The following is a 21,540-nucleotide window of genomic DNA, read 5'->3' on the forward strand; positions in this document are numbered from 1 at the left end:
TAAAGTGTCAACTGTCGCCGCCGGTCATCCGGCGCGCAAGGGATTCCACGATGGGCCGCGCTTCGGATGGGACCATGCCCGGCCGCAAGGCAGGGGAATACAGCATCCGCAGCAGCAGTTCATCGTGATCGGTGAGCAGCGCGAATTCCTCGTCGTCGTTGAAGATCGACGGGCGCGCGCGCGGGCTGTCATTCGGCAGACCCAGCGCCTGGGCGATTTCCTCGTGCATGCAGGACAGGCGCAGAAGGTCGGGATGTTCCGCCCGGATCACCGCAAAGGCGCGGGTATACGCCCCCGAATTGCCTTCGGACAGCGCGTAGACCAGGCAATAGGTCGTGCGGGGCATGTTGGTGATGCCAGCCACATCCCCCGGCCCCAGATTGGGGATCGCCGCGCGGATCTTCGGCCCCAGCGCCTCGCGCTCATCTTCCGACACGATATGGATCAGGAAGTTCGGCGAGGCATCGTCGATCGCCATCGGATGCCCCGTCACCTGCGCCATCCGGGCCAGGAAACTGGCGATCCGCGCCCGGTCGGTGGCTTGACGGTCGGGCGGCACACTGGCGCCAAAGCGCAGACCGACACGGACCGGCACTTCCCAGCGACGCAGGCGGCTTTCAGTCTCTTCCCGGATGAACCCGCCGTTGCCCCGGCGATATTCGTCATAAAGCGCGATGCGCATGAAGTTTTCGGCCAGCATCCTGTCGGTGAACGGCACATTGCTGCCGCTGTCAGTGCGCAGCAGCCCTTGGGACAACAGGGTCTGCTGCACCTGCGCGTAATACATCATCGCCGCGGCACTTTTTGCCGTCGGTGCGCTGGGCGCAGGCGCCGCAGGTCCCTGAGGCGACGGCGGCCGCAAGGGACCGTCGCCCGGAAAGGTGCAAGCCGCCAGCGCAATGCATGCTGCCCCGGCCATCAGTGGTCTGAAAATCCTGTGTCGGGCCATGCCGGTCTGCTGTGTCCTTGATCCGGGGTCGTCAGGTGGGGGTCGCAGGGGTGATCTGGCGCGCCCGGGCCGAGGCGAGCGTATCGCGCAGCTCTGCCTCCATCTTCACCAGTTCCACTTCCGCCGCCGCGCGCCGGGCCTTGCCTTCATCGGCGATGGCCAGACTTTCGTTGATCGTGGCGATCAGCGTCGCATTGGCGTTCTTCACCGTGTCGATGTCGAACACGCCCCGCTCCATCTCCTCACGCACCACCTTGTTGGCCGCCTGCAGGTTTTCGGCATTGGCCTTCAGCAGCTCGTTGGTCAGATCGTTGGCATCCCGCACCGCTTCGGCGGCTTCCTTCGACCGCTGGATCGTCACGGCCTGCGCCAGCTGGGTTTCCCACAGCGGCACCGTGTTGACCAAGGTAGAGTTGATCTTGGTCACCAGCGACTTGTCGTTTTCCTGCACCAGCCGGATCGACGGCAGCGACTGCATTGTCACCTGCCGCGTCAGTTTCAGATCATGCACTCGGCGTTCCAGATCGTCCCGCGCGGCGCGGATATCGCGCAATTCCTGCGCGCGGATCACCTGATCGGCCTCAGGGGCGGCGGCAACTTCGGCTTCCTTGGCGGGGATCACGGTGCTGTCCACATCAGCCAGCTTTGCCGTGCCCGCCGCGATGTAAAGCCCCAGTTCATTGTAGAAATCGAGCGTCTTTGCATAAAGGACATCAAGGCTTTTGATGTCCTTCAGCAGCGTGTGTTCGTGGGTCAGAAGTTCCGAGGTGATCTTGTCGATCTGGCCCTGAACGTCCTCATATTGCGCGACGAATTCCGCGAAGGGGGCGGCACGGCCCAGCAGCCGTTCCCACCAGCTGGATTCGCGGCGCAGGTCCAATTCATCCACGGCAAAGCCCCGGATCGTGGTCACGATCTTGCGCAAGCTGTCGCCCGCGGGGCCCACATCCTTGTTCTTCACGTCCTGCAGCATCGCCTGGCTGATCACCTGCAGTTCCGCCTGTGCCGACGACCCGAAAGCGATGATCGACTGGGTATTTGACAGGTCCACTTCGGACATCCGCTGCCGGATCGCCTCGGCCTGCGGGGCAGGGGCGGCCTCCAGCGGCACTACCTCGGCCATGGGTTCCGGCAGGATCACGGCGGTGACTTTCTCGACCTCGGTCAGAAACGCGGTGGCATCGGCTTGGACGGTTGTGGACATGGGCAATCCCCCTTGGAAAAGATCAATGGTCAAGCTTGAGACGGTCACGCAACACGGCGATCTCTACATCCAGATCACTGCGGTTGTTTGACAGGAAGGCGGTGGTCTTCTGCGCGAAGGTGGTTTCCAGATCGGTCAGCAGCGATTCATAGTCGCTGCGGGCGGCAGCATCACGGGTCTGGGCGTAGTGGTCGGCGAATTTCACCGTCGCGTCACGCGCACCCATCAGGTAGACCGACAGGTACTTGCGCGCGGCGGTCAGATCGCCAGGATCGCCTTCGATCGTCCGGAACAAAGTGCGGGCGGCCGTGGCGAACTTGTCGACCCGCCGCTCAAGCGCACGGTCCCCGGCGCGCTGGATTGCGTCCTTCATCGCCGCCAAATGCGCCTCGCCCTCTTCCACCGCTTTGGCCACGCGGCCGGTCTGAAAGGCGTCAAGCCCTTCCATGCCCTTGTCGGCCATCGGGTCCAGCCCGAAGGAAAACAGATGCAGGCCCGCGCCCACCAGCGCAAAGATCGCCGGGTAGATCAGCCCAAGCTCTGCAATCGCGCCGCCCACGGCCAGCGCGACCCCGGTCAGCGCCGCCCCGGCCATCTTGCGCGGAAAGGCCGGGCGGCGGGCAAGTTTACGCGCGTTGTAGGCGGCCTCGGCCCGCAAGCCTTCCCGCGTGGTCCAGGCCGACAGGATCAAAAGACCCCCGGCGGCAAGGCCCAGTAACATCTCGCGCGGGCCATCGCCAAAGGCGGGAAACAGAAACAGGAAAGCCGACAGGAACAGCACGTTGCAGCGCCACAAGCCCTTTGGGCGGGGCGCGGCCACCGCTGCGGGACTTTCAGCTGGGCGACTGCCGCTGGGAGAGTATTTGCCGCCAAACCGTTCGGCCATCACGATCCCCCGGACCAGGCAACATAGGCTACAAGCCCAACCAGCAAAACAAACGACAGGGTCCGCAGTCCGGTTCCCGACATTCTTGCCCCCTGTTGCGGCCACACACTTGTCTCAGCTTAGCCGATGCCCCCGGACCATGCCAGCGGCGACCGGGGGCACTAGGCGGCAATCTTCCCGGGTATTTGGCCAACGGGCCGTGGCCGCGGTGGGTCAGCCCTTCCGCGGTCCGGGCGGTCGTTTCGGGCCGGTGCCCGGTCCGCCACTGCGGCTGGGTCTGGGGCCCGCTCCGGCCCCGGCGCGGGGGCTGCGCACAGGGCGATCTGCTGGGCGATCAGCTGCGTCTGGCTTGCCTGCCGGGCGACGGGTGGCCTTTTGCCAGGTATCGGACAGGGTCTTCAAACCCTCTCCCGCGCGCAGCGGACGTTTCGCAGCGCGGGGGTCTGCATCGCCCGCCGCCCGCTCGGTTCGCTGGGGGCGTGGCGCCGAGGTTGTCTTGCCCCGCTCTTCGGTCCCTGCCTCCTTGCCGACAGATGGCCTTGGCGCGCGGCGCAACTGCTTGGCCTCGGGCGTCGCCCCCGGCGTGGTCTCGGCCAGCCCAAGCTGTTCGCGCAGGACGCGAGGTTTGATCTCCTCAACCTCGCCCGGCTGCAGTTCGTTCAGCCGGAACGGACCGTATGAGATGCGGATCAGCCGGTTCACCGTCACGCCGATATGGTCCATCGCGCGGCGGATTTCGCGGTTCTTGCCTTCGCGCAGACCCACCGTCAGCCAGGCATTCGCCCCCTGATGCCGGTCAATCTTCACTTCCATCGGCCGGAAGCGGTCGCCGTCGATGGTGATGCCCTTGCGCAGGGGTTCGATCTCCGGCTCGGTCGGGTTGCCCTTCACCCGCACCCGGTACTTGCGGAGCCAGCCGGTTGAGGGCAGCTCCAGCCGGCGCTTGAGTTCGCCGTCATTGGTCAAGAGCAGCAGCCCTTCGGAATTGAGGTCAAGCCGGCCAACCGACATCACCCGGGGCATGTCTTCGGGCAGGTGGTCGAACACCGTATCGCGCCCCTTTTCGTCCGAGGCCGAGGTGACCAGACCTTCGGGCTTGTAGTAAAGCCACAGCCGCGCCGGTTCGGGGGCACCCACGGGTTCCCCCCGCACGGTGATCTTGTCGGCGGCGGTGACGTTCAGGGCGGGCGAGGTGATGACCTTGCCGTTCACCGTGACCTCGCCCAGCTCGATCAGCCGCTCCGCCTCGCGGCGCGAGGCGATGCCGGCGCGGGACAGGACCTTGGCGATGCGCTCGCCCTCGGTTGTCTTCGCGGGCGTGGCAGCGGGCTTCTTGGGGGCTTTGGGCTTTTCTTTTCCGGCCATGGACTTCATCCTTCGGCGCGGGGTGGCCAGCCCCGGGGGTTTTCCACCCCCGGAACCCGCAGGATATTTGAGCAAAGATGAAAGAGCAACGCGAAGGGTTCAGGTCGTTCATGGCCGCCGCTCTGGAAGAGGCGCGGGCGGCCGCTGTCCGGGGGGAAGTGCCGGTCGGGGCGGTGATCGTTTCCGGCGGGCAGGTCGTGGCGCGGGCGGGGAATCGGACGCGGGAACTGGCGGACCCCACCGCCCATGCCGAGATGCTGGCGATCCGTGAGGCTTGCCGCGTGGCGGGGTCGGAGCGGCTGGGGGGGCATGATCTTTACGTCACGCTGGAGCCCTGTCCGATGTGTGCCGCCGCGATCAGTGCGGCGCGGATTGACCGGCTTTACTATGGGGCGGCGGACCCGAAGTCGGGGGGGGTTGCGGTGGGGGCGCGGGTCTTCAGCCACCCGCAGTGCCACCATGTCCCCGAGGTCTATGACGGGATCGGGGGGGGCGAGGCGGAGGCTTTGCTGAAGGGGTTCTTTGCCGCCAAAAGGTAGTGTCCCGGGCGGGGACATCGGTTCGGCGTAAGGAAATCAATCGGTTGCAAGCGACGATTCAGGATGTGGAAACCATTTCGCAGCCTGAGGTGCCGTGCCGTGCCGTCAGTCAGCCTCCCCGATCGGCGCGTCCCCAAGAGGGACAAGGGGGCGCGCCGTGGATTGGGGGCGGTTTCAGATGCAAGCGACGATTCAGGATGTGGAAACAATTTCGCAGCCTGAAGTGCCGTGCCGTGCCGTGAGACAGCTTCCCGGATCGGCGCGTCCCCAAGAGGGGCAAGGGGGCGCGCCGTGGATTGCGGGCGGTGTCAGATGCGGATGGGGTCCAGCACCTCATGCTCGATCACCTCGACCCCCGGGGGCAGGCCTGCGCGCAGGGCGCTGGCGTCCTGGGCAAGGATCGGGAAGGTCTTGTAGTGGCAGGGGATCACCCAGCGGAAGTTGAACCATTTCCGCGCAGCCCAGGCGGCGCGCGCCATGTCCATCGTGTAATGCCCGCCACAGGACAGGATGCCGATGTCGGGCTGGTGGTATTCGGCCATCCAGCCCATGTCGGCCATGATGTCGGTATCGCCCGAGACATAGATCGTGTGGCCTTCGCCCGCGATCATGAACCCGGCCGCGTCACCCGCTGGCAGCAGACCCTTGTCGCCAAAGTCGATGCTGGCGGAATGGACGGCGTTGACCATCGTCACTTTCGCGCCGCCAAGGTCGAGCGTGCCGCCCTTGCCGAAGCCGACCGTTTCGACCCCGCCTTGCGCGTTCAGCCATTCGGACAGTTCATGGATGCAATGCACCTTGATCCCCAGCTTTTTCGCCAGACGCGCCGCATCGGCGGCATGGTCGCCGTGGGCATGGGTCAGAAGGATATGGGTCGCGCCGGAAATCGCCTCATCCTCGCGCCCGGCGGGGAACAGGGGGTTTCCGGTCAGCCAGGGGTCGACCAGAAGGACGGCAGTTTCAATCTCGATCCGGAAGCCGGAATGTCCAAGCCAGGTGATCTGCATGGGCGTCTCCTTCGCACTATGTTGGGAAGCGCATACCATCTAGGACGCACAGCCCGATGACAACCATGTTCGACCCGATTGACGCCTATTGCGAGCGCGTGACTGCCGCCTACTGGGCCGAGCCAGTGAATGCGGCGACCAATCTGGCCTTTCTGCTGGCGGCTCTGGTGATGTGGCGCAGGACCGAGGGGTTGCCCCTGGCGCGGCTGCTGTGCGGGGTGCTGGGGGCGATCGGGGTGGGGTCTTATCTGTTTCACACCCATGCCAACGGGGTGACGGCAGCGCTGGACGTGGGGCCGATTCTTGGCTTCATCCTGATCTACATCTTTGCGGCCACGCGGGATTTCCTTGGGCTGCGCGGCTGGTGGCCATGGGCGGCGGTGATCGCCTTTCTGCCCTATGCCGCCCTGACCGCCCCGGTCTTTGCCATGGCCCTGCCTTTGGGATCATCGGCGGGCTATGCGCCGATTCCGGTGCTGATCCTTGGCTATGCGGCCCTGCTTTGGCGCACTGCACCTGAAACCGCACGGGGGATGGCGCTGGGCGCGGTGATCCTGACCGTCAGCCTGACCTTTCGTACGCTGGATGCTCCACTTTGCGCCACGTTGCCCTTTGGCACGCATTTCCTGTGGCATATCCTGAATGGCCTGATGTTGGGCTGGATGATCGAGGTCTATCGCCGCCACATGCTTGCGAAGGGGTCTGCACGCGGCTAAACGAAGCCAAAGATCTGGAGGGCCCCATGGCCATTGACATCGACACCGCGCGCAAGGTGGCAAAGCTGGCGCGCATCCGGGTGGAAGAGGGCGACTTGCCCGCGCTTGCGGACAAGCTGTCCGGCATCCTTGGATTCATGGAACAGCTGAACGAGGTGGATGTGACCGGGGTGGAACCGATGACATCCGTCACGCCGATGCGGCTGAAGCGGCGGGAGGATGTGGTGACGGATGGCGATATTCAGGCGCAGGTCCTGAAGAACGCGCCCGATGCGCGGGAAGGCTTCTTTGCTGTGCCGAAGGTGGTGGAATGACCGCGAATTCATGGACCATCGCCGCCGCACGGGATGCCCTGCGCAAGGGCGAGATTTCGGCCGTTGACCTGACCATGTCCTGCCTGACGGCGATTGACGCGGGCGATGGGCTGAACGCCTTTGTCCACAAGACTCCCGAACTGGCGCTGGAACAGGCGCGGGCGGCGGATCTGCGGCTGAAGGCCGGGGATGCCCCGGCGATGTGCGGCATTCCGCTTGGGATCAAGGACCTGTTCTGCACCAAGGGGGTGCCGTCGCAGGCCGCGTCGAACATCCTGAAAGGGTTCAAGCCGGAATACGAATCCACCGTCACGGCAAAGCTGTTTGACGCGGGCGCTGTCATGCTGGGCAAGCTGAACATGGACGAATTCGCCATGGGGTCCAGCAACGAAACCTCATGCTACGGCAATGCGGTGAACCCGTGGCAGCGCAAGGGGTCGAACGTGCAGCTGACTCCGGGCGGATCGTCTGGCGGGTCGGCGGCGGCAGTCGCGGCGGACCTGTGCCTTGGGGCGACTGGTACCGATACCGGCGGGTCGATCCGCCAACCTGCGGCATTCACCGGGATTGTCGGGATCAAGCCGACCTATGGCCGGGTGTCGCGCTGGGGGATCGTGGCTTTCGCCTCATCCCTCGATCAGGCGGGGCCGATGACCAAATCGGTGCGCGATGCGGCGATCATGCTGGGCGCGATGTGCGGGCATGATCCGAAGGATTCCACCAGCGCTGACCTCGCCGTGCCGGATTTTGAGGCCGCGCTGACCGGCGATGTCCGGGGCAAGGTGATCGGCATCCCGCGGGAATACCGGATGGACGGCATGCCTGCCGAGATTGAGGCGCTGTGGCAGACCGGGATCGAGATGATGCGCGACGCAGGCGCGGTTGTGCGCGACATCAGCCTGCCACATACGAAATACGCCTTGCCCGCCTATTATGTGATCGCCCCGGCCGAGGCGTCATCGAACCTCGCCCGCTATGACGGGGTGCGCTATGGCCACCGCGCCAAGCTGACGGCGGGTGATGGCATCACCGAGATGTACGAAAAGACCCGGGCCGAGGGGTTCGGGCCGGAAGTGCAGCGCCGGATCATGGTTGGCACTTATGTGCTGAGCGCGGGGTTCTACGACGCCTATTACAACCGCGCGCGCAAGGTCCGCGCGCTGATCAAACGCGACTTTGAAGCGGTGTTCGCTGATGGGGTGGATGCGATCCTGACGCCTGCCACGCCAAGCGCTGCCTTCGGTCTGGGCGAGATGTCGGATGCCGACCCGATCCAGATGTATCTGAACGACGTCTTTACCGTGACCGTGAACCTTGCGGGCCTGCCCGGGATTGCGGTTCCGGTGGGGCTTGACCAGCAAGGTCTGCCGCTGGGCCTGCAGCTGATCGGCAGGCCGTGGGATGAGGCAGGGTTGCTCAATCACGCGCATGTTTTGGAGAGCCGTGCAGGCTTTGTGGCCAAAGCGGAAAAATGGTGGTAATGGGCCTCAAAACAACCCTGTTGAGGCAGTAATGACCCGTTTTCCCCTTGGTCCCGCCACCGGTGCCGTGCTTGCTGCACTGACGCTGGCTGCCTGCACGCCGACGACGACCGCCACGACGGGGGGAGGGGTCGGCTTTCAGGACTATGGCAGCTATATCCGGGGCGCGCAGCCAGCCCCCGGGGTGGCGACGGGACCGGTTGTCATCCAGCCGCCGTCGGGGTCGTTTGACCCGGCCGCCGCTGCCGCCGCGATCGACCGTGCCGATGGCGTAGCGCCGCCGCCCGCGCCCACCGTGGTAGCGCCGCTGCCCCCGGTCGCTGACGGCTCGGCCCGCCCGCGTGGCGGGGCGCCTGCCGGTATCCGCGAGGAATCGGGTGAGGTGGCGGGCAATGTCGGCATCTCGGACGAGCAGGACTTTGACGCCGTCGCCGCCCGCGAGACGATTGAAAGCGACGCCGAACGCATCGCCCGCAACCGCGCGGAATATGTGATCGTCCAGCCGAAAGACCTGCCGCAGCGCCCCGGCGAATCCGGCCCGAACATCGTGGAATTCGCGCTGGCCACCAATCACGCGCCGGGCGTGCAACTGTACAAGCGTGGTGGCCTTGGCGTCCGTGACCAGAACTCCGCCTGCGCGAAGTTTGCGTCGCCCGATCTGGCCCAGCAGGAATTCCTGTCCCGTGGCGGGCCGGAGCGGGACCGGATGGGCGTTGACCCGGATGGTGATGGATTTGCCTGCTCTTGGGATCCGCGCCCGTTCCGCACCGCGCTGCAGTGACGCTGACCCACCCGTCGCCCAACTTTGGCGACCGGCGTGACGGGCTTCAGCCCACGCTTGTGGTGATCCATTATACCGCCATGGCCAGCTGTGCCGAGGCGCTGGAGCGGCTGTGTGATCCGCTTGCGGAGGTGTCGGCGCATTACCTGATCGACAGCGATGGCACTGTCCTGTCGCTGGTGGCCGAACAGGACCGCGCCTGGCATGCCGGGGCGGGGGAATGGGGCGGGCGGGGCGATGTGAATTCCCGATCAATCGGGGTGGAGCTGGCCAATCGGGGGGACGCGCCCTTTGCGGCCCCGCAGATGGCCGCGCTGGAGCAGGTCCTGCAGGGCGTCCTTGAGCGTTGGTCCCTGCCACCGCAGGCGGTGATCGGCCATAGCGACATGGCCCCGGGTCGCAAGGGGGACCCCGGGCCGCGCTTTGACTGGCGGCGTCTTGCGCTGGGTGGCCTGTCGGTCTGGCCCGATCTGGCGCAGTCAGGTGATGCGCAGAATGGCGATGCGCAGCCTGGCGACTTCCGCGCCGATCTGATGGCCTTCGGCTACCCCGATCTGCCGGTGGAGGTGCTGTTGCCCGCCTTTCGCCTGCGCTTTCGCCCCTGGGCCATTGGACCGCTGGATGAGACTGACCGCGCCCTTGCCGCCGACCTTGCCCGCCGCTTTCCGATTGACGCGGGGGGCGCGCAGGCATAACCCAACCACGCGCGGAGGGCTGGATGGCCGCGGCCCGGGACGCAGGTCTGGGGTCGAGGAAAGTCCGGACTCCCGTTGGCAAGGGTGCCGGGTAATCCCCGGCGGGGGCAACCCCAGGGAAAGCGCCACAGAGAAGAGACTTCCACGCGATGACCGAAGGTTCGCCTTCGCGACCGTGTGGTAAAGGTGAAACGGTGGGGTAAAAGCCCACCGCGGGACGGGTAACCGGACCGGCACGGCAAGCCCCACCCGGAGCAATGCCAAATAGGGGCCTCGCGCGGGGGCTGGTCTCGGCAACGGGATACCGCCCGCAGGGATGCCAACGCCCGAGAGGCCCGGGTTGGCAGCTTGACCGCCGTGGTAACACGGTTGGCAGAGGAATGGTCATCCAGCCCCGGGCTACGGTCCGGGGTGGACAAAATCCGGCTTACAGGCTCTCCGCGCACAATTCCCTTCGGGCCGATGGCCACGAATTTTCTGCGAAAATTCGTGCGGCTGTCCGGTTGGGCACTGTCGCGGCGGATTTACCGGGTCCGGGCCGGTTTGGCTGTTGACTCTGCCGGGCACGCGGATAAAAGGCGGGCTTCAAGGATTTCACCGGGAACCTTCAGGTTTCCCGATGCAGGAGAAACGACCATGGCGAAGCCGGCCACAATCAAGATCCGCCTGAACTCCACCGCGGGGACTGGCCACTTCTACGTGACCAAGAAGAACGCGCGTACGATGACCGAAAAGATGGTTGTCAAGAAGTACGACCCCGTCAAGCGGGAGCATGTGGAATACAAGGAAGGCAAGATCAAGTAAGCTGCTTGATCCTTGCGCTGAGCGGGCCGCACCTTCGGGCGCGGCCTTTTTCATTGGCGCGACCTGTCCGCTTGCCGTGCGGCAGAAATGAAAAGGGCCGGTCCAAGGACCGGCCCTTCTGACGTTCTGGTGACTGCGTTATTCGCGGTTGCCCATGAATTGCAGCAGGAACATGAACATGTTGATGAAGTCGAGGTAGAGGTTCAGCGCCCCCATGATGGCCGACTTCGCCAGCCATTCCTGATCCATCGCCTGTGCGTGGGCGATATAGTCGGTCTTGATCTTCTGCGTGTCGTAAGCGGTCAGACCAGCGAAGATGAGCAGGCCGATGACCGAGATCGCGAAGGCCAGCGCCGACGAGGCGAGGAAGATGTTCACCACCATCGCGACGATCAGGCCGATCAGGCCCATCATCAGGAAGGTGCCCATACCGCTGAGGTCACGCTTGGTGACGTAGCCGTACAGCGACAGGCCCGCGAAGGCGATCGAGGTGATCAGGAACGTCTGCGCGATCGAGGTGTTGGTGAAGGCAAGGAAGATCCACGACAGCGACAGACCCATCACCGCGGCGAAGGTGTAGAAGAACAGCTGCGCGGCGGCGGCCGACAGCCGGTTGATCAGGGCGCCGAACGCGAACACCATGGCCAGAGGGGCGAACATCACCACCCAGCCAAGGATCGTCATGGCGCCAGTCGCCGGATCGCGCAGGAGGCTGATCAGCCCCTCGCTCGTGCCGACCGACCATGCCACGCCTGCCGTGACCAGCATAGCCACGGACATAAGCCCGTAGACCTTGTTCATATGGGCGCGAAGCCCTTCGTCGATCTGCGCGCGGGCACCAACGCCTACGCTGCGGATCGTTTCATATTGAGCCATTGAAGCCTCCGATGTTGTCCCTAAGGGCAACGCCGGGGGAACCGGCGCGACCTCGTGCGGTGAATATCGGCATTGCTTCCCATCATTTCAAGCATCTTGGCTGGAAATCCCGCAGGAAAGGTCGTGCTTTGGTCACTGCTTCCAGTGCGACGGAACGTCCCATGCCGGGCGGTTTGCCTCGGCCTCGGCTTCGGCGCGGGTCAGGCCGATGTCCTGCAGCAGATGGTCGTCCAGCCGGGCCAGCCGCCCACGCGATCTGGCGATGGCAGAGAGGCGCAGGAGGCCCGCGATCAGGCCGGTCAGGCTGCGACGGTGGGGATGGCTTGTGCGAACGGCGCGGGTGGTCATGGCGGTCTCCTTTCATCGGGTTTTGTGATGGCGCATCTGGCGGCATCACCATGCTTGAACCATCGCTGAAACCGGTGCATGATGGAAACGAATGATTGTGACGCTTGTCATCAAGGATTGTGATATGCCCCGGAACCTGGACCTGACTGCGCTGCGTTCCTTTGTCACTGTGGCCGATGTCGGCGGGGTGACCCGGGCGGCTGGCTATCTGAACCTGACGCAATCGGCGGTGTCGATGCAGATCAAGCGGCTGGAAGAGTCGCTGGGGATGCAGTTGTTCCTGCGTGCCGCGCGGAAACTGGCGCTTTCGCCGGAGGGCGAACAGCTGTTGTCCTATGGGCGCCGGATGCTGGCCCTGAACGATGAGGCGCTGTCGCGGTTCACCACCACCGCCTGCGAGGGGGAGATCCGCCTTGGCGTGCCGCATGACGTGGTCTACCCGGCGATCCCCGGGATCCTGAAGCGGATGGCCGCGGCCTATCCCTGCCTGCGGATCAATCTTGTGTCGTCCTTTACCATCCTGATGAAGGAAGATTTCGCGCGTGGGGAATTCGACGTGGTCCTGACCACGGAGGAAGTCCCAGATCCGGGGGCCGAGGTGCTGGGCGCGCGGCCGCTGGTCTGGGTGGGTGCGCCCGACGGCAATGCCTGGCAGCGCCGCCCGCTGCGGCTGGGGTTCAAGGACACCTGCATCTTCCGGCCCCGGGCGCAGGCGGCGCTGGATGCGGCGGATATCCCGTGGCAACTGGCGACGGGGGGCGAAAGCGAACAGGCGGTGGAGGCGACGGTGGCCGCCGACCTTGCGGTGACCGCGCGGATGGCGGGCAGCATCCCTGACGGGACCGCCGTCATCGCTGCAGACAACCAGCTTCCGCCCTTGGGCGAGATGAAGCTGGCGCTGTACCGGGCCGATCGCCGCCGGGATGAGGCGGTGGAGATGCTGATGGCCGAGTTGCGCTGCGCCTACTGCTGCTGATCGACCCGGATCACCACCTTGCCGGTGGCGCGGCGCGTGCGCAAAAGGTCCAACCCGTCGGGGAAGGCGTCGAAGGGCAGGACCTCACCGACATGCGGATGCAGGGTGCCTTCGGCCTGCCAGCGCAGAAGCTCGGCCATGCTGGAGGCCACGGCCTGCGGGGCGTGGTCCTGATAGCCACCATACCAGAAGCCGGACACGGTGAGGTTCTTGACCAAGAGCAGGTTGGCCGGCACCTGCGGCACCTGGCCCGAGGCAAAGCCGATGGCCAGCAGGCGACCATCTGGCTTGCAGGCGCGCAGGCAGTCGTCAAAGGCCGGGCCGCCCACTGCGTCAAAGACCACATCGACGCCGCCAAGGGCGCGCAGGGTGTCCTTCAGCCCCGGCGCGTCGCTGTCTATCAGCTGGTCCGCCCCGGCGGCCTTGGCCACCGCAAGCCGGTCTGCCCCACGGGCCGAGGCGATTACCCGTGCGCCCAGCCGTTTGCCGATCTCGACCGCAGTCAGCCCGACGCCGCCTGCGGCCCCGGTGACGAAGAGAGTCTCACCGGGCTGCAGCCGCGCCTTCGCTGTCAGCGCCAGATGCGCCGTCCCATAGGCGATGGGAAACCCGGCCGCTTCGTCAAAGCCCAGTGTATCGGGCAAGGGTGACAGTCGGTCGACGGCAATGGACAGTTTTTCCGCCAGTGCGCCGGTGCCGCAGATGCCAAGGACGCGGGTGCCGGGGGGTGGGCCTTCGGTATACGGGCCCAACTGCTCGACTATTCCGGAAAACTCCATCCCCGGGATGAAGGGCAAAGCGGGCCGCACCTGATAGCTGCCTGCAAGCATCAGAAGATCAGCGAAGTTGAGGCCCACTGAAACCACACGGACAAGTGCCTCACCCTGGGCTGGCAGTGGGTCTGCACAGTCCTGCAACCTGGGCGCGCTACCCAGTGTTTCGATCATCCAGGCCCGCATGATTTATCCCTTCTTGCCGTGCTGCCTTGGGCTTGCAGCCTTCGCGATTGCCTATATGATTTTCTTCATGGTGCACAGTATTCGGGATTCTGGTGGACTGTATCTTCGCAAAATGCGAAAAACTTGAGCCATATTTTGCAAAATGCTTCTCAAAATGGCAATCATCCATAGGGCGAGCAGTAGGACTCTTAGGCGCGTAAAGGGTGTCAGTGAGAACAACCTCTCCGTGTTTTCAACATTTGTATAATTCCCCCTATCCAAAAGGACAGGTTTTCGGGCGTCGAAGGTTTTTTTGCGATGAGCTGTCTGTTCAGGCCGATTTGGCACGAAACTTGCTTAGGTATGAGCAAGGGGACCGACGACTGTAATTGGAGTAGAGTATGAAGCATCCTGTAGACGCCCATGTTGGGAAACGTATTCGCCATCGCCGCTGGATGGTGGGTATGACGCAGCAGCAGTTGGCTGACAAAGTGGGAATCAAGTTCCAGCAGATCCAGAAATATGAAACCGGGATGAACCGGGTCAGCGCCTCGCGTCTTTGGGACGTCGCGGATGCGCTTGGCGTCACAATCTCTTTCTTCTTCGAAGGACTGGCCGATGGTCAGACCGCTGCGGCCCAGGCCCAGGGTGACATGATGGCCGACAAGGAAGCGCTGGAGCTGGTCCGCTCCTATTACGCGATCCCCGAAGCGCAGCGCCGCCGCCTGTTTGATCTGGCACGCGTGCTGTCTGACGCAGCCTGAGGCGCATCCGCGCCGCTTGACCTTCGCCCTGCGAGCCTTTAGCGCCCGCAGGGCAGGCCATCCAAGCCTGCAGATGCAGGGAAAGGGATGGCCATGCGGATATCAAACGCTTTGGCGACTGATCTGGTTGCAACGGCACATGAGTTGGCAGATGTGGCGCGCGTCGCCACTCTGCAGTATTTTCGCAGCCGTGATCTGGCTGCAGATACCAAGGAAACCCAACGATTTGATCCGGTTACGGCCGCCGACCGGCTGTCCGAGAAACGGATGCGGTCTGTCTTGGCCCGCCGCCGCCCCGATGACGCGATCCTGGGGGAAGAGTTCGGCACCCAATCCGGCACGACCGGCCTGACATGGGTGCTTGACCCCATTGATGGCACGCGCGGCTACCTTTCCGGCACGCCGACATGGGGGGTCTTGATCTCGGTCCGTGATGCGGAGGGGCCGCTTTACGGGATCATCGACCAGCCCTACATCGGGGAACGGTTCGAAGGTGGCCTTGGCCGGGCGCAGATGAAGGGGCCGATGGGGGAAAGCCCGCTTGCCGTCCGCAGTCCGCGCCCCTTGTCGCAGGCCATCCTGTTCAGCACCTTTCCCGAAGTGGGCACCCCGGAGGAGGGCGCCGCGTTTCGCCGGGTGGCGCCTTTGGCGCGGCTGGTCCGCTATGGGACTGACTGCTACGCCTATGCCCTGATCGCCGCTGGCCAGATCGATCTGGTGATCGAGGCCGGGCTGCAAGCCTATGACGTTCAGGCCCCCATCGCGGTGATCGAAGCCGCCGGTGGCATCGTGACCGACTGGCAGGGGCGCCCTGCGTATGACGGCGGGCAGATCCTGGCCGCCGCAAGTCGCCAGGTGCATGACGAGGCGATGGCGCTGTTGAACGGCTGACTCTGCGGGGCGCGACTCCTGCAACCATTGGGCGAGGGGGGCATGGCGCCCCCTTGCCACCCGCTTTCGGGCTGGCTTAAGGTTTGCGGGCCGGTTGCCCGTGTCCTTCTCCCTTCTGACGGTCGGTCGTGGTTTCCCTTGAAACCGAAGGGTGCGCAAAGGGGTGCACCATGTCTGACCTTCTGATCCGCAACGCTGATACCGTCGTCACGATGAACGCCGCCCGCGCCGAACTGTCGGGGGCCGATGTCCTGACGCGGGACGGGGTGATCGTGGCCGTGGGGGCGGGCCTTCACGCGCCAGCGGCCAATGTGATCGAGGCGCGGGGCTGTGTCGTGACGCCCGGTCTGGTGAACACGCACCACCATCTGTACCAGACCCTGACCCGCGCGGTGCCCGGCGGGCAGGATGCGTTGCTGTTTGGCTGGCTGAAGACGCTATACCCCATCTGGTCGCGTTTCGGGCCGGAGGAGATGTTTACCTCGGCCCAAGTGGGGCTGGCCGAACTGGCGCTGTCGGGCTGCACTTTGACGTCGGATCACCTGTACCTTTACCCCAATGGGGCGCGGCTGGATGATACCATCGCCGCGGCGGCAGAGGTTGGCCTGCGGTTCCACCCGACACGGGGGGCGATGTCGATTGGCGAAAGCGCGGGTGGTCTGCCGCCTGATGCGCTGGTTGAAAGCGAGCCTGCGATCCTTGCGGACATGATCCGCGTGGTGGACCGTTTCCACGACCCCCGGCCCGGAGCGATGGTTCGCGTGGGTCTTGCCCCCTGTTCGCCGTTTTCGGTCAGCCGTGAGCTGATGCGGGACGCGGCCCTGCTGGCGCGCGACAAGGGGGTGATGCTGCACACCCATCTGGCCGAGAATGACGAGGATGTCGCCTATTCGCTGGCCCAGTTCGGCTGCCGTCCGGGCGAGTATGCCGAGGACCTTGGCTGGACCGGCGACGACGTCTGGCATGCGCATTGCGTGAAGCTGGATCGTTCGGAAATTGAACTTTTCGCCCGCAGTCTTACGGGGATTGCGCATTGTCCATGTTCGAATTGTAGACTCGGGTCCGGGATCGCCCCTGTGCGTGCGATGCGGGATGCGGGGGTGAAGGTGGGGCTTGGGGTGGATGGCTCGGCCTCGAACGACGCGGGCAATCTGATCGGTGAGGCGCGGATGGCGATGCTGTTGCAGCGCGTGGCGCTGGGGGCCGATGCGATGAGCGCGCGTGAGGCGCTGGAGATCGCAACCCTTGGCGGGGCGCGGGTGCTGGGGCGCGACGATCTTGGGTCGATCGAGGTTGGCAAGCGGGCGGACCTTGCGATCTGGGATGTTGAGGGGATCGAAGCGGCGGGGGCATGGGACCCGGTTGCCGCCCTTGTCCTGTGCGGGCCTACCCGGGTGCGCGGCCTGATCGTCGAAGGGCGCGAGGTGGTGCGCGACGGGCAGTTGGTCACGCTGGATATGCCGGTGGTGATTGAACGGCAGAACCGGCTGGCGCGCCGTCTGGCTGGGTAGGCGTCGGGAATTCCCGCCCTTTTCCAACGGCCGGTTTGTCGCCATGGTCACGCCCAAACGCCAATGGAGCCGCCGATGCGCTGCGTGATTGCCCTGACCCTGTCACTCACCCTTGCCTTTCCCGCGTTTTCCCAGACGGTCCTGTCGGAAGCGACCGGGAATTGGGCCGGGGCGTCGAACGAAGGCTTCTACTTCCGCGCCCGGCTGACGCAGAACGACGACAAGGCGGCGCTGGTGATCTGGGGCGGGCGGACGGATCGGGTGCCTGACGCTGAGGGTGATCCGGATTTCGACAATGACCAGATCGAGCTTGGCGCCTTCGCAACCAAGCAGGAGCTGGAGGTCTATGACACCGGCAAGGGCAGCATCCTGCAGGTGGTCACCGAATTCGCGGATGAGGACGCCGAGGGGCGGTCGGTGGTGCAGATCCAGTTCATCGACAACCAGTATACGGTTGTTGGCTATTACCACCGGTCCAAGTTCTACAATCCGGGTGGCGAGCCCAGTTTCTATGAGTGCGACGTGAACCTGTGGGACATGGTCAGCATCGAGAACGGACAAGAGCGGGTGTTGGACCCGGTGGGCTTTGACGCGCTGAATGCCAGCGACTGGACCTACAGCGCGGCCTTCGACCGGGGCTTCTGCACCCGGACCTAGCGGGGCGACGGGGCTTGGGGTAGAAGCGTCGCGCAAGGAGACCCCGATGGACCACAACTTCGAAGCCCAGCGTCGCGAGACCTATGACACCTTCAAGCAGTCGAAGGGCATCAGTCTGCCAAAGACGGCGGTGGTCGACTATGCCTTCTTCATCGAGGAACTTGACGCCTCGTGGCCGGCATTGGAGCGGGCCTTGCGGCTGGAGGGGTTCCAGACCCGGCGCGCCAAGGATGGGGAAACGCTGATCGCCTCGATCGGGCCGATCCCGGTGACAGCCGAGGATATCTGGCATTACGAGCGGATCGCGACGTCGATCGCGCTGAAGCATGATTTCTACCCGGATGGGTGGGAACTGGCGGAGTAGGGTCGCACTGCATAGGCCCGGGGATCTGAAGAATCGAGCGCGTTCCGCGCAAACCTTGTTGTCGGTGTTTTGCGCGTGAAGGACGCGCAAAACACCTCCGCTCTGCCTCCGGCGGGGATAGTTGAGGAGGGAAAGGGCTTAGGTCAGGGTGACCTGTCTGCCGCCCACCCAGACGGCTGCCACGGCACGGTCGTCGCCCATCATGATCGTCGGGAACAGCGCCTGCCAGAGGTCTTGCGCCCGTGCGGCGGCCTGGGCGATGGCCGGGGTGGAGGCGAGGTCGATCACCGCAAGGTCGGCCTCCATTCCCGGGGCGATGTTGCCGATCTTGTCTTCGACCCGAAGCGCGCGGGCCGAGCCTTGGGTGGCCAGCCACCAAAGCTGCGACGGGTGCAGGGATTGGCCGCGCAGCTGGGCCACCTCGTAAGCGGCGGCCATGGTGCGGAGCATGGAGAAGTTGGAGCCGCCGCCGGTGTCGGTGGCAAGGCCGACGCGCAGTTGCGTCGCAAGGGTCATGTCGAACAACCCCGAGCCGATGAAGGTGTTCGAGGTCGGGCAGTGGACAAGGCTGGCCCCAGCCTCAACCAGCCGGGCGCGTTCGCGGTCGGTCAGGTGGATGGCGTGGCCGTAGACGGCGCCTTCGCGGAGGAGGCCCTGGGCTTCGTAGGTATCAAGGTAATCGCGGGACTGGGGGAAAAGGTCGCGGACCCAGGCGATTTCATCGACCTGTTCAGAGAGGTGGGTCTGCATCAGGCAATCGGGGTAGTCGCGCCAGAGGGCACCGAGGGCGGCCAGCTGTTCGGGCGTGGAGGTTGGGGAAAAGCGCGGGGTGATGACATAGGACAGCCGGTCAACCCCGTGCCACTTTTCAAGCAGCGCCTTGCTGTCGTCATAGGCGGACTGGGCCGTGTCGCGCAGGCCTTCGGGGGCGTTGCGGTCCATGCAGGTCTTGCCGGCGAAGAGGCGCATGCCCCTGCTTTGCGCGGCGGTGAAGATCGCGTCAACGGATGCCGGGTGGATCGTCGCGTAGGAGCAGACGGTGGTCGTGCCGCGCGCGAGGACGAGGTCGAGGTAGCGGTTGGCGATCTGATCGGCATAGGCGGGATCGGCGAAGCGCATTTCTTCGGGGAAGGTGTAGGTGTTCAGCCAGTCGATCAGCCGCTTGCCCCATGAGGCGATGATCGCCGTTTGGGGATAGTGGACATGCGCGTCGATGAAGCCGGGCGAGATCAGCTTTTGGCCATAGTCATGGACCCTTGCGGCGGGGGCACTGGCGCGCAGCGTGGCGGCCTCGCCAACCGCGACGATGCGGCCACCGTCGACGAGGACGGCACCGTGGGTCAGATGCTGCGCAGCCTCCGGGCTTGCAAAGGGATCGCCCGAAAAGCGGATCACTTGCCCCAGTAGAAGATCGGCCATTGGTTTGCCCCTGTTCTTGCCGATGTACCCTACGGCCTTTGTCTTCTTGGGTAAATTTGCCTTTGGCCCCCTGTTTCCTTGAAACAGCTTTCGTTAAGGTCGCGGCAATCGGTTTCAAGGGTCGGGGGCAGCATGGCGGAACTTCTGACAGACCCGGACGACGAAGTGCTGGATCAGGACCGCATTGATGCCGTGCTGCAGGCGGTCGAGGCCGAGGATCGCGCGGGGCTTGATGCGCTGCTGGAGCCTTTGCACGCGGCCGATATTGCCGACCTTCTGGAACAGATTGGCGGGGCGGACCGCCGGGCGCTGCTTCGGCTTTGGTCGCATGAGATTGACGGGGACATCCTGTCCGAAATCTCGGACGCGATCCGGGAAGAGGTGATCGAAAGCCTGCCGCCCGGTGTGCTGGCCGAGGCGGTTCGGGATCTGGAAACCGACGATGTCGTCGACATTCTGGAGGATCTGGATGCGCCGCAGCAGGGCCTGATCCTTGATGCGCTGACGGATGCCGACCGGGTGGCGGTCGAGCAGGCGATGGCCTATCCGGAATACTCCGCCGGCCGGTTGATGCAGCGTGAAACGGTGGTGGCGCCAGAACACTGGACTGTGGGCGAGACCATTGATTTTCTGCGAAAATCGGAACACCTGCCGGACCAGTTCTATCATGTCATTCTGGTAGACCCGCGGATGCAGCCGGTGGGCTATGCCACGCTTGGGCGGATCCTGTCATCCGGCCGCGAGATGCCGCTGCGCGACATTATCGAGGACAGTTTCCGCACCATCGAGGCGACCGATCCCGAGGCGGATGTCGCCTATATCTTCAACCAGTATCACCTGATTTCCTGCCCGGTGGTGGATGCGGGCGGGCGGCTGGTGGGGGTCATCACCATCGACGATGCGATGAACGTGCTGGATGAGGAACACCAGGAAGACATGCTGCGACTGGCGGGGGTGGGCGACGAAAGCTCCATCGCGGACCGGGTGCTGGAGACGGCGCGGCAGCGGCTCCCATGGCTGTTTGTCAATCTGATGACCGCGATCCTTGCCAGCATGGTGATTGCCCAGTTCGAGGCGGAGATTGCGCAACTGGTGGCGCTGGCGGTGTTGATGCCGATCGTGGCGTCGATGGGCGGGAATGCCGGGACGCAAAGCCTGACCGTGGCGGTGCGGGCGCTTGCGACGCGCGATCTGACGGCGGCCAACATGGGCCGGGTGATCTGGCGCGAGGGGGCGGTGGGGTTGATCAACGGCCTGTTCTTTGCGGTGGTCATGGGGATCGTCGGCTGGGTCTGGTTTGGCGATCAGGCGCTGGGGCTGGTGATTGCCGCGGCGATGGTGGTCAATCTGGTGGTGGCGGGGCTGGCGGGGATCCTCGTTCCGGTCATGATGGAGCGGGCCGGGGTGGACCCGGCGCTGGCCTCGGGGACCTTTGTCACGACGGTGACGGATGTGGTGGGGTTCTTCGTGTTCCTGGGGCTGGCTGCGGTGGTGCTGCTATGAGCGATGTCAAGGCATTGGCGCGGGCTGAGGCCTTTGCGCGGCGGGCCTTGGCCTTTGCGGCGGGGCAGGGGCAGGCGGCAGAGATCCTGGCGGATTACCTGGCGGGGCAGGGGGGCAAGGTTCTGTCAGGCTATATGCCGATGCGGACCGAGATTGACCCTTTGCCCGCGATGGCGGCGCATCAGGGGACAGTGGGGGTGCCGGTGATCATGGGCAAAGCGATGCCGCTGCGGTTCCGGGAATGGTCGCCGGGGACGAAGATGGTCGAAGGGGCGTTCAAGGCGCTGATCCCGGAGGAGGGGGCCTGGGTGGAGCCTGAGGTGCTGATCGTGCCGCTGTTGTCCTTCGACGCGCGGGGCTATCGGCTGGGCTATGGCGGTGGGTTTTATGACCGCACGCTGGAGGGGTTGCGTGCGCGCGGCCCTGTGCTGGCGGTGGGCTTCGCCTTTGCGGCGCAAGAGGTGGCCGAGGTGCCGATCGATGCTACCGACCAGCGGCTGGATGCGGTGGTCACCGAAAAGGGCGTCACGGTTTTCGCGTGACCGCTCATCG

24 protein-coding genes and 1 other RNA gene are annotated in these 21,540 nt (G+C 64.8%); 16 read left to right on the top strand and 9 right to left on the bottom strand.

Features of this window, described 5'->3' with window-relative positions; translation table 11 throughout:
* Positions 1-7 precede the first annotated feature (7 nt).
* The 4 genes from EI545_RS15540 to EI545_RS15555 form a co-directional block, all read right to left on the bottom strand.
* Entirely contained in the window at positions 8-949 is a 942-nt protein-coding gene (locus EI545_RS15540; RefSeq protein ID WP_125326311.1) for a DUF2927 domain-containing protein, read from the bottom strand.
* Between the two features lie 31 nt (positions 950-980).
* Positions 981-2,153, bottom strand: coding sequence for a toxic anion resistance protein (locus EI545_RS15545; protein WP_125326312.1), 1,173 nt, complete (start codon positions 2,151-2,153; stop codon positions 981-983).
* A gap of 22 nt (positions 2,154-2,175) precedes the next feature.
* Positions 2,176-3,039 (bottom strand): 5-bromo-4-chloroindolyl phosphate hydrolysis family protein, encoded by an 864-nt coding sequence (locus tag EI545_RS15550; protein ID WP_125326313.1) that lies wholly within the window; start codon positions 3,037-3,039, stop codon positions 2,176-2,178.
* 213 nt (positions 3,040-3,252) lie between these two features.
* Positions 3,253-4,404, bottom strand: coding sequence for a pseudouridine synthase (locus EI545_RS15555; RefSeq protein WP_125326314.1), 1,152 nt, complete (start codon positions 4,402-4,404; stop codon positions 3,253-3,255).
* 77 nt (positions 4,405-4,481) lie between these two features.
* Between EI545_RS15555 and EI545_RS15560 the strand changes: the two genes are divergently transcribed.
* Entirely contained in the window at positions 4,482-4,943 is a 462-nt protein-coding gene (locus EI545_RS15560; protein ID WP_125326315.1) for a nucleoside deaminase, read from the top strand.
* A gap of 308 nt (positions 4,944-5,251) precedes the next feature.
* Here EI545_RS15560 and EI545_RS15565 read toward each other — a convergent pair whose 3' ends face one another.
* Positions 5,252-5,950, bottom strand: coding sequence for a metal-dependent hydrolase (locus EI545_RS15565; protein WP_125326316.1), 699 nt, complete (start codon positions 5,948-5,950; stop codon positions 5,252-5,254).
* Between the two features lie 56 nt (positions 5,951-6,006).
* Between EI545_RS15565 and EI545_RS15570 the strand changes: the two genes are divergently transcribed.
* The 7 genes from EI545_RS15570 (at position 6,007) to rpmG (ending at position 10,741) form a co-directional block, all read left to right on the top strand.
* Complete coding sequence (locus EI545_RS15570) at positions 6,007-6,666, top strand: ceramidase domain-containing protein (RefSeq protein WP_125326317.1); 660 nt, start codon at positions 6,007-6,009, stop codon at positions 6,664-6,666.
* A 26-nt stretch (positions 6,667-6,692) separates the two neighbouring features.
* Positions 6,693-6,980, top strand: coding sequence for an Asp-tRNA(Asn)/Glu-tRNA(Gln) amidotransferase subunit GatC (gene gatC, locus EI545_RS15575; protein WP_125326318.1), 288 nt, complete (start codon positions 6,693-6,695; stop codon positions 6,978-6,980).
* Positions 6,977-8,461 carry an Asp-tRNA(Asn)/Glu-tRNA(Gln) amidotransferase subunit GatA gene (gene gatA, locus EI545_RS15580; RefSeq protein WP_125326319.1) on the top strand — a complete coding sequence of 495 codons (1,485 nt, stop codon included), beginning with the start codon at positions 6,977-6,979 and terminating at the stop codon, positions 8,459-8,461. The genes gatC and gatA overlap by 4 nt, the downstream gene beginning before the upstream one ends.
* Positions 8,462-8,492: 31 nt before the next feature.
* Positions 8,493-9,242: a hypothetical protein gene (locus tag EI545_RS15585; RefSeq protein ID WP_125326320.1), complete on the top strand. Its 750-nt coding sequence runs from the start codon at positions 8,493-8,495 to the stop codon at positions 9,240-9,242.
* The gene (locus EI545_RS15590; RefSeq protein ID WP_245990101.1) at positions 9,206-9,937 is read left to right on the top strand and encodes an N-acetylmuramoyl-L-alanine amidase; all 732 of its coding nucleotides are present in this window, start codon (positions 9,206-9,208) and stop codon (positions 9,935-9,937) included. The genes EI545_RS15585 and EI545_RS15590 overlap by 37 nt, the downstream gene beginning before the upstream one ends.
* An 11-nt stretch (positions 9,938-9,948) precedes the next feature.
* Positions 9,949-10,383: RNase P RNA component class A (gene rnpB / locus EI545_RS15595), an RNA gene on the top strand.
* A gap of 190 nt (positions 10,384-10,573) precedes the next feature.
* A complete protein-coding gene (gene rpmG, locus EI545_RS15600) occupies positions 10,574-10,741 on the top strand; it encodes a 50S ribosomal protein L33 (protein WP_008027883.1) in 168 nt (55 codons plus the stop codon).
* 138 nt (positions 10,742-10,879) lie between these two features.
* Here rpmG and EI545_RS15605 read toward each other — a convergent pair whose 3' ends face one another.
* Together EI545_RS15605 and EI545_RS15610 are read right to left on the bottom strand one after the other, a co-directional pair.
* On the bottom strand, positions 10,880-11,617 hold the full coding sequence (locus tag EI545_RS15605) for a Bax inhibitor-1/YccA family protein (RefSeq protein ID WP_125326321.1): 738 nt from the start codon (positions 11,615-11,617) through the stop codon (positions 10,880-10,882).
* 132 nt (positions 11,618-11,749) lie between these two features.
* Positions 11,750-11,965, bottom strand: coding sequence for a DUF1127 domain-containing protein (locus EI545_RS15610; RefSeq protein ID WP_125326322.1), 216 nt, complete (start codon positions 11,963-11,965; stop codon positions 11,750-11,752).
* Between the two features lie 124 nt (positions 11,966-12,089).
* On the opposite strand from EI545_RS15610, the gene EI545_RS15615 reads away from it, so the two are divergent.
* Positions 12,090-12,941: a LysR family transcriptional regulator gene (locus tag EI545_RS15615; protein ID WP_125326323.1), complete on the top strand. Its 852-nt coding sequence runs from the start codon at positions 12,090-12,092 to the stop codon at positions 12,939-12,941.
* On the opposite strand, the gene EI545_RS15620 is transcribed toward EI545_RS15615, so the two are convergent.
* Complete coding sequence (locus tag EI545_RS15620) at positions 12,929-13,900, bottom strand: NADPH:quinone oxidoreductase family protein (protein WP_125326324.1); 972 nt, start codon at positions 13,898-13,900, stop codon at positions 12,929-12,931. The genes EI545_RS15615 and EI545_RS15620 overlap by 13 nt on opposite strands.
* Before the next feature lie 380 nt (positions 13,901-14,280).
* Between EI545_RS15620 and EI545_RS15625 the strand changes: the two genes are divergently transcribed.
* From EI545_RS15625 to EI545_RS15645, 5 genes are all read left to right on the top strand, one after another.
* Positions 14,281-14,643 carry a helix-turn-helix domain-containing protein gene (locus tag EI545_RS15625; protein ID WP_125326325.1) on the top strand — a complete coding sequence of 121 codons (363 nt, stop codon included), beginning with the start codon at positions 14,281-14,283 and terminating at the stop codon, positions 14,641-14,643.
* Between the two features lie 93 nt (positions 14,644-14,736).
* Entirely contained in the window at positions 14,737-15,534 is a 798-nt protein-coding gene (gene hisN, locus EI545_RS15630) for a histidinol-phosphatase (protein ID WP_125326326.1), read from the top strand.
* 170 nt (positions 15,535-15,704) lie between these two features.
* Positions 15,705-17,045, top strand: coding sequence for an 8-oxoguanine deaminase (locus EI545_RS15635; protein ID WP_125326327.1), 1,341 nt, complete (start codon positions 15,705-15,707; stop codon positions 17,043-17,045).
* 75 nt (positions 17,046-17,120) lie between these two features.
* Positions 17,121-17,702 (top strand): hypothetical protein, encoded by a 582-nt coding sequence (locus EI545_RS15640; protein ID WP_125326328.1) that lies wholly within the window; start codon positions 17,121-17,123, stop codon positions 17,700-17,702.
* A 46-nt stretch (positions 17,703-17,748) separates the two neighbouring features.
* Positions 17,749-18,066, top strand: a complete 318-nt coding sequence (locus tag EI545_RS15645) for a ribonuclease E inhibitor RraB (protein ID WP_125326329.1) — start codon at positions 17,749-17,751, stop codon at positions 18,064-18,066.
* Between the two features lie 138 nt (positions 18,067-18,204).
* On the opposite strand, the gene guaD is transcribed toward EI545_RS15645, so the two are convergent.
* Positions 18,205-19,485, bottom strand: a complete 1,281-nt coding sequence (guaD, locus tag EI545_RS15650) for a guanine deaminase (RefSeq protein ID WP_125326330.1) — start codon at positions 19,483-19,485, stop codon at positions 18,205-18,207.
* Between the two features lie 132 nt (positions 19,486-19,617).
* Between guaD and mgtE the strand changes: the two genes are divergently transcribed.
* A complete protein-coding gene (gene mgtE / locus EI545_RS15655; protein WP_125326331.1) occupies positions 19,618-20,988 on the top strand; it encodes a magnesium transporter in 1,371 nt (456 codons plus the stop codon).
* Positions 20,985-21,530 carry a 5-formyltetrahydrofolate cyclo-ligase gene (locus EI545_RS15660; RefSeq protein ID WP_125326332.1) on the top strand — a complete coding sequence of 182 codons (546 nt, stop codon included), beginning with the start codon at positions 20,985-20,987 and terminating at the stop codon, positions 21,528-21,530. The genes mgtE and EI545_RS15660 overlap by 4 nt, the downstream gene beginning before the upstream one ends.
* The last annotated feature ends 10 nt before the right edge of the window (positions 21,531-21,540 follow it).

Origin of the sequence: Tabrizicola piscis (genome assembly GCF_003940805.1) — a bacterium.
Taxonomy (GTDB): Bacteria; Pseudomonadota; Alphaproteobacteria; order Rhodobacterales; family Rhodobacteraceae; genus Tabrizicola; species Tabrizicola piscis.

Coding starts and splice junctions, on each gene's coding strand:
- EI545_RS15540 (WP_125326311.1), bottom strand. CDS start 949: ATGGCCCGACACAGGATTTTCAGACCACTGATGGCCGGGGCAGCATGC.
- hisN (WP_125326326.1), top strand. CDS start 14,737: ATGCGGATATCAAACGCTTTGGCGACTGATCTGGTTGCAACGGCACAT.
- gatC (WP_125326318.1), top strand. CDS start 6,693: ATGGCCATTGACATCGACACCGCGCGCAAGGTGGCAAAGCTGGCGCGC.
- EI545_RS15620 (WP_125326324.1), bottom strand. CDS start 13,900: ATGCGGGCCTGGATGATCGAAACACTGGGTAGCGCGCCCAGGTTGCAG.
- EI545_RS15635 (WP_125326327.1), top strand. CDS start 15,705: ATGTCTGACCTTCTGATCCGCAACGCTGATACCGTCGTCACGATGAAC.
- EI545_RS15615 (WP_125326323.1), top strand. CDS start 12,090: ATGCCCCGGAACCTGGACCTGACTGCGCTGCGTTCCTTTGTCACTGTG.
- rpmG (WP_008027883.1), top strand. CDS start 10,574: ATGGCGAAGCCGGCCACAATCAAGATCCGCCTGAACTCCACCGCGGGG.
- EI545_RS15550 (WP_125326313.1), bottom strand. CDS start 3,039: ATGGCCGAACGGTTTGGCGGCAAATACTCTCCCAGCGGCAGTCGCCCA.
- EI545_RS15610 (WP_125326322.1), bottom strand. CDS start 11,965: ATGACCACCCGCGCCGTTCGCACAAGCCATCCCCACCGTCGCAGCCTG.
- guaD (WP_125326330.1), bottom strand. CDS start 19,485: ATGGCCGATCTTCTACTGGGGCAAGTGATCCGCTTTTCGGGCGATCCC.
- EI545_RS15585 (WP_125326320.1), top strand. CDS start 8,493: ATGACCCGTTTTCCCCTTGGTCCCGCCACCGGTGCCGTGCTTGCTGCA.
- EI545_RS15625 (WP_125326325.1), top strand. CDS start 14,281: ATGAAGCATCCTGTAGACGCCCATGTTGGGAAACGTATTCGCCATCGC.
- EI545_RS15660 (WP_125326332.1), top strand. CDS start 20,985: ATGAGCGATGTCAAGGCATTGGCGCGGGCTGAGGCCTTTGCGCGGCGG.
- gatA (WP_125326319.1), top strand. CDS start 6,977: ATGACCGCGAATTCATGGACCATCGCCGCCGCACGGGATGCCCTGCGC.
- mgtE (WP_125326331.1), top strand. CDS start 19,618: ATGGCGGAACTTCTGACAGACCCGGACGACGAAGTGCTGGATCAGGAC.
- EI545_RS15555 (WP_125326314.1), bottom strand. CDS start 4,404: ATGGCCGGAAAAGAAAAGCCCAAAGCCCCCAAGAAGCCCGCTGCCACG.
- EI545_RS15645 (WP_125326329.1), top strand. CDS start 17,749: ATGGACCACAACTTCGAAGCCCAGCGTCGCGAGACCTATGACACCTTC.
- EI545_RS15640 (WP_125326328.1), top strand. CDS start 17,121: ATGCGCTGCGTGATTGCCCTGACCCTGTCACTCACCCTTGCCTTTCCC.
- EI545_RS15565 (WP_125326316.1), bottom strand. CDS start 5,950: ATGCAGATCACCTGGCTTGGACATTCCGGCTTCCGGATCGAGATTGAA.
- EI545_RS15545 (WP_125326312.1), bottom strand. CDS start 2,153: ATGTCCACAACCGTCCAAGCCGATGCCACCGCGTTTCTGACCGAGGTC.
- EI545_RS15570 (WP_125326317.1), top strand. CDS start 6,007: ATGACAACCATGTTCGACCCGATTGACGCCTATTGCGAGCGCGTGACT.
- EI545_RS15605 (WP_125326321.1), bottom strand. CDS start 11,617: ATGGCTCAATATGAAACGATCCGCAGCGTAGGCGTTGGTGCCCGCGCG.
- EI545_RS15560 (WP_125326315.1), top strand. CDS start 4,482: ATGAAAGAGCAACGCGAAGGGTTCAGGTCGTTCATGGCCGCCGCTCTG.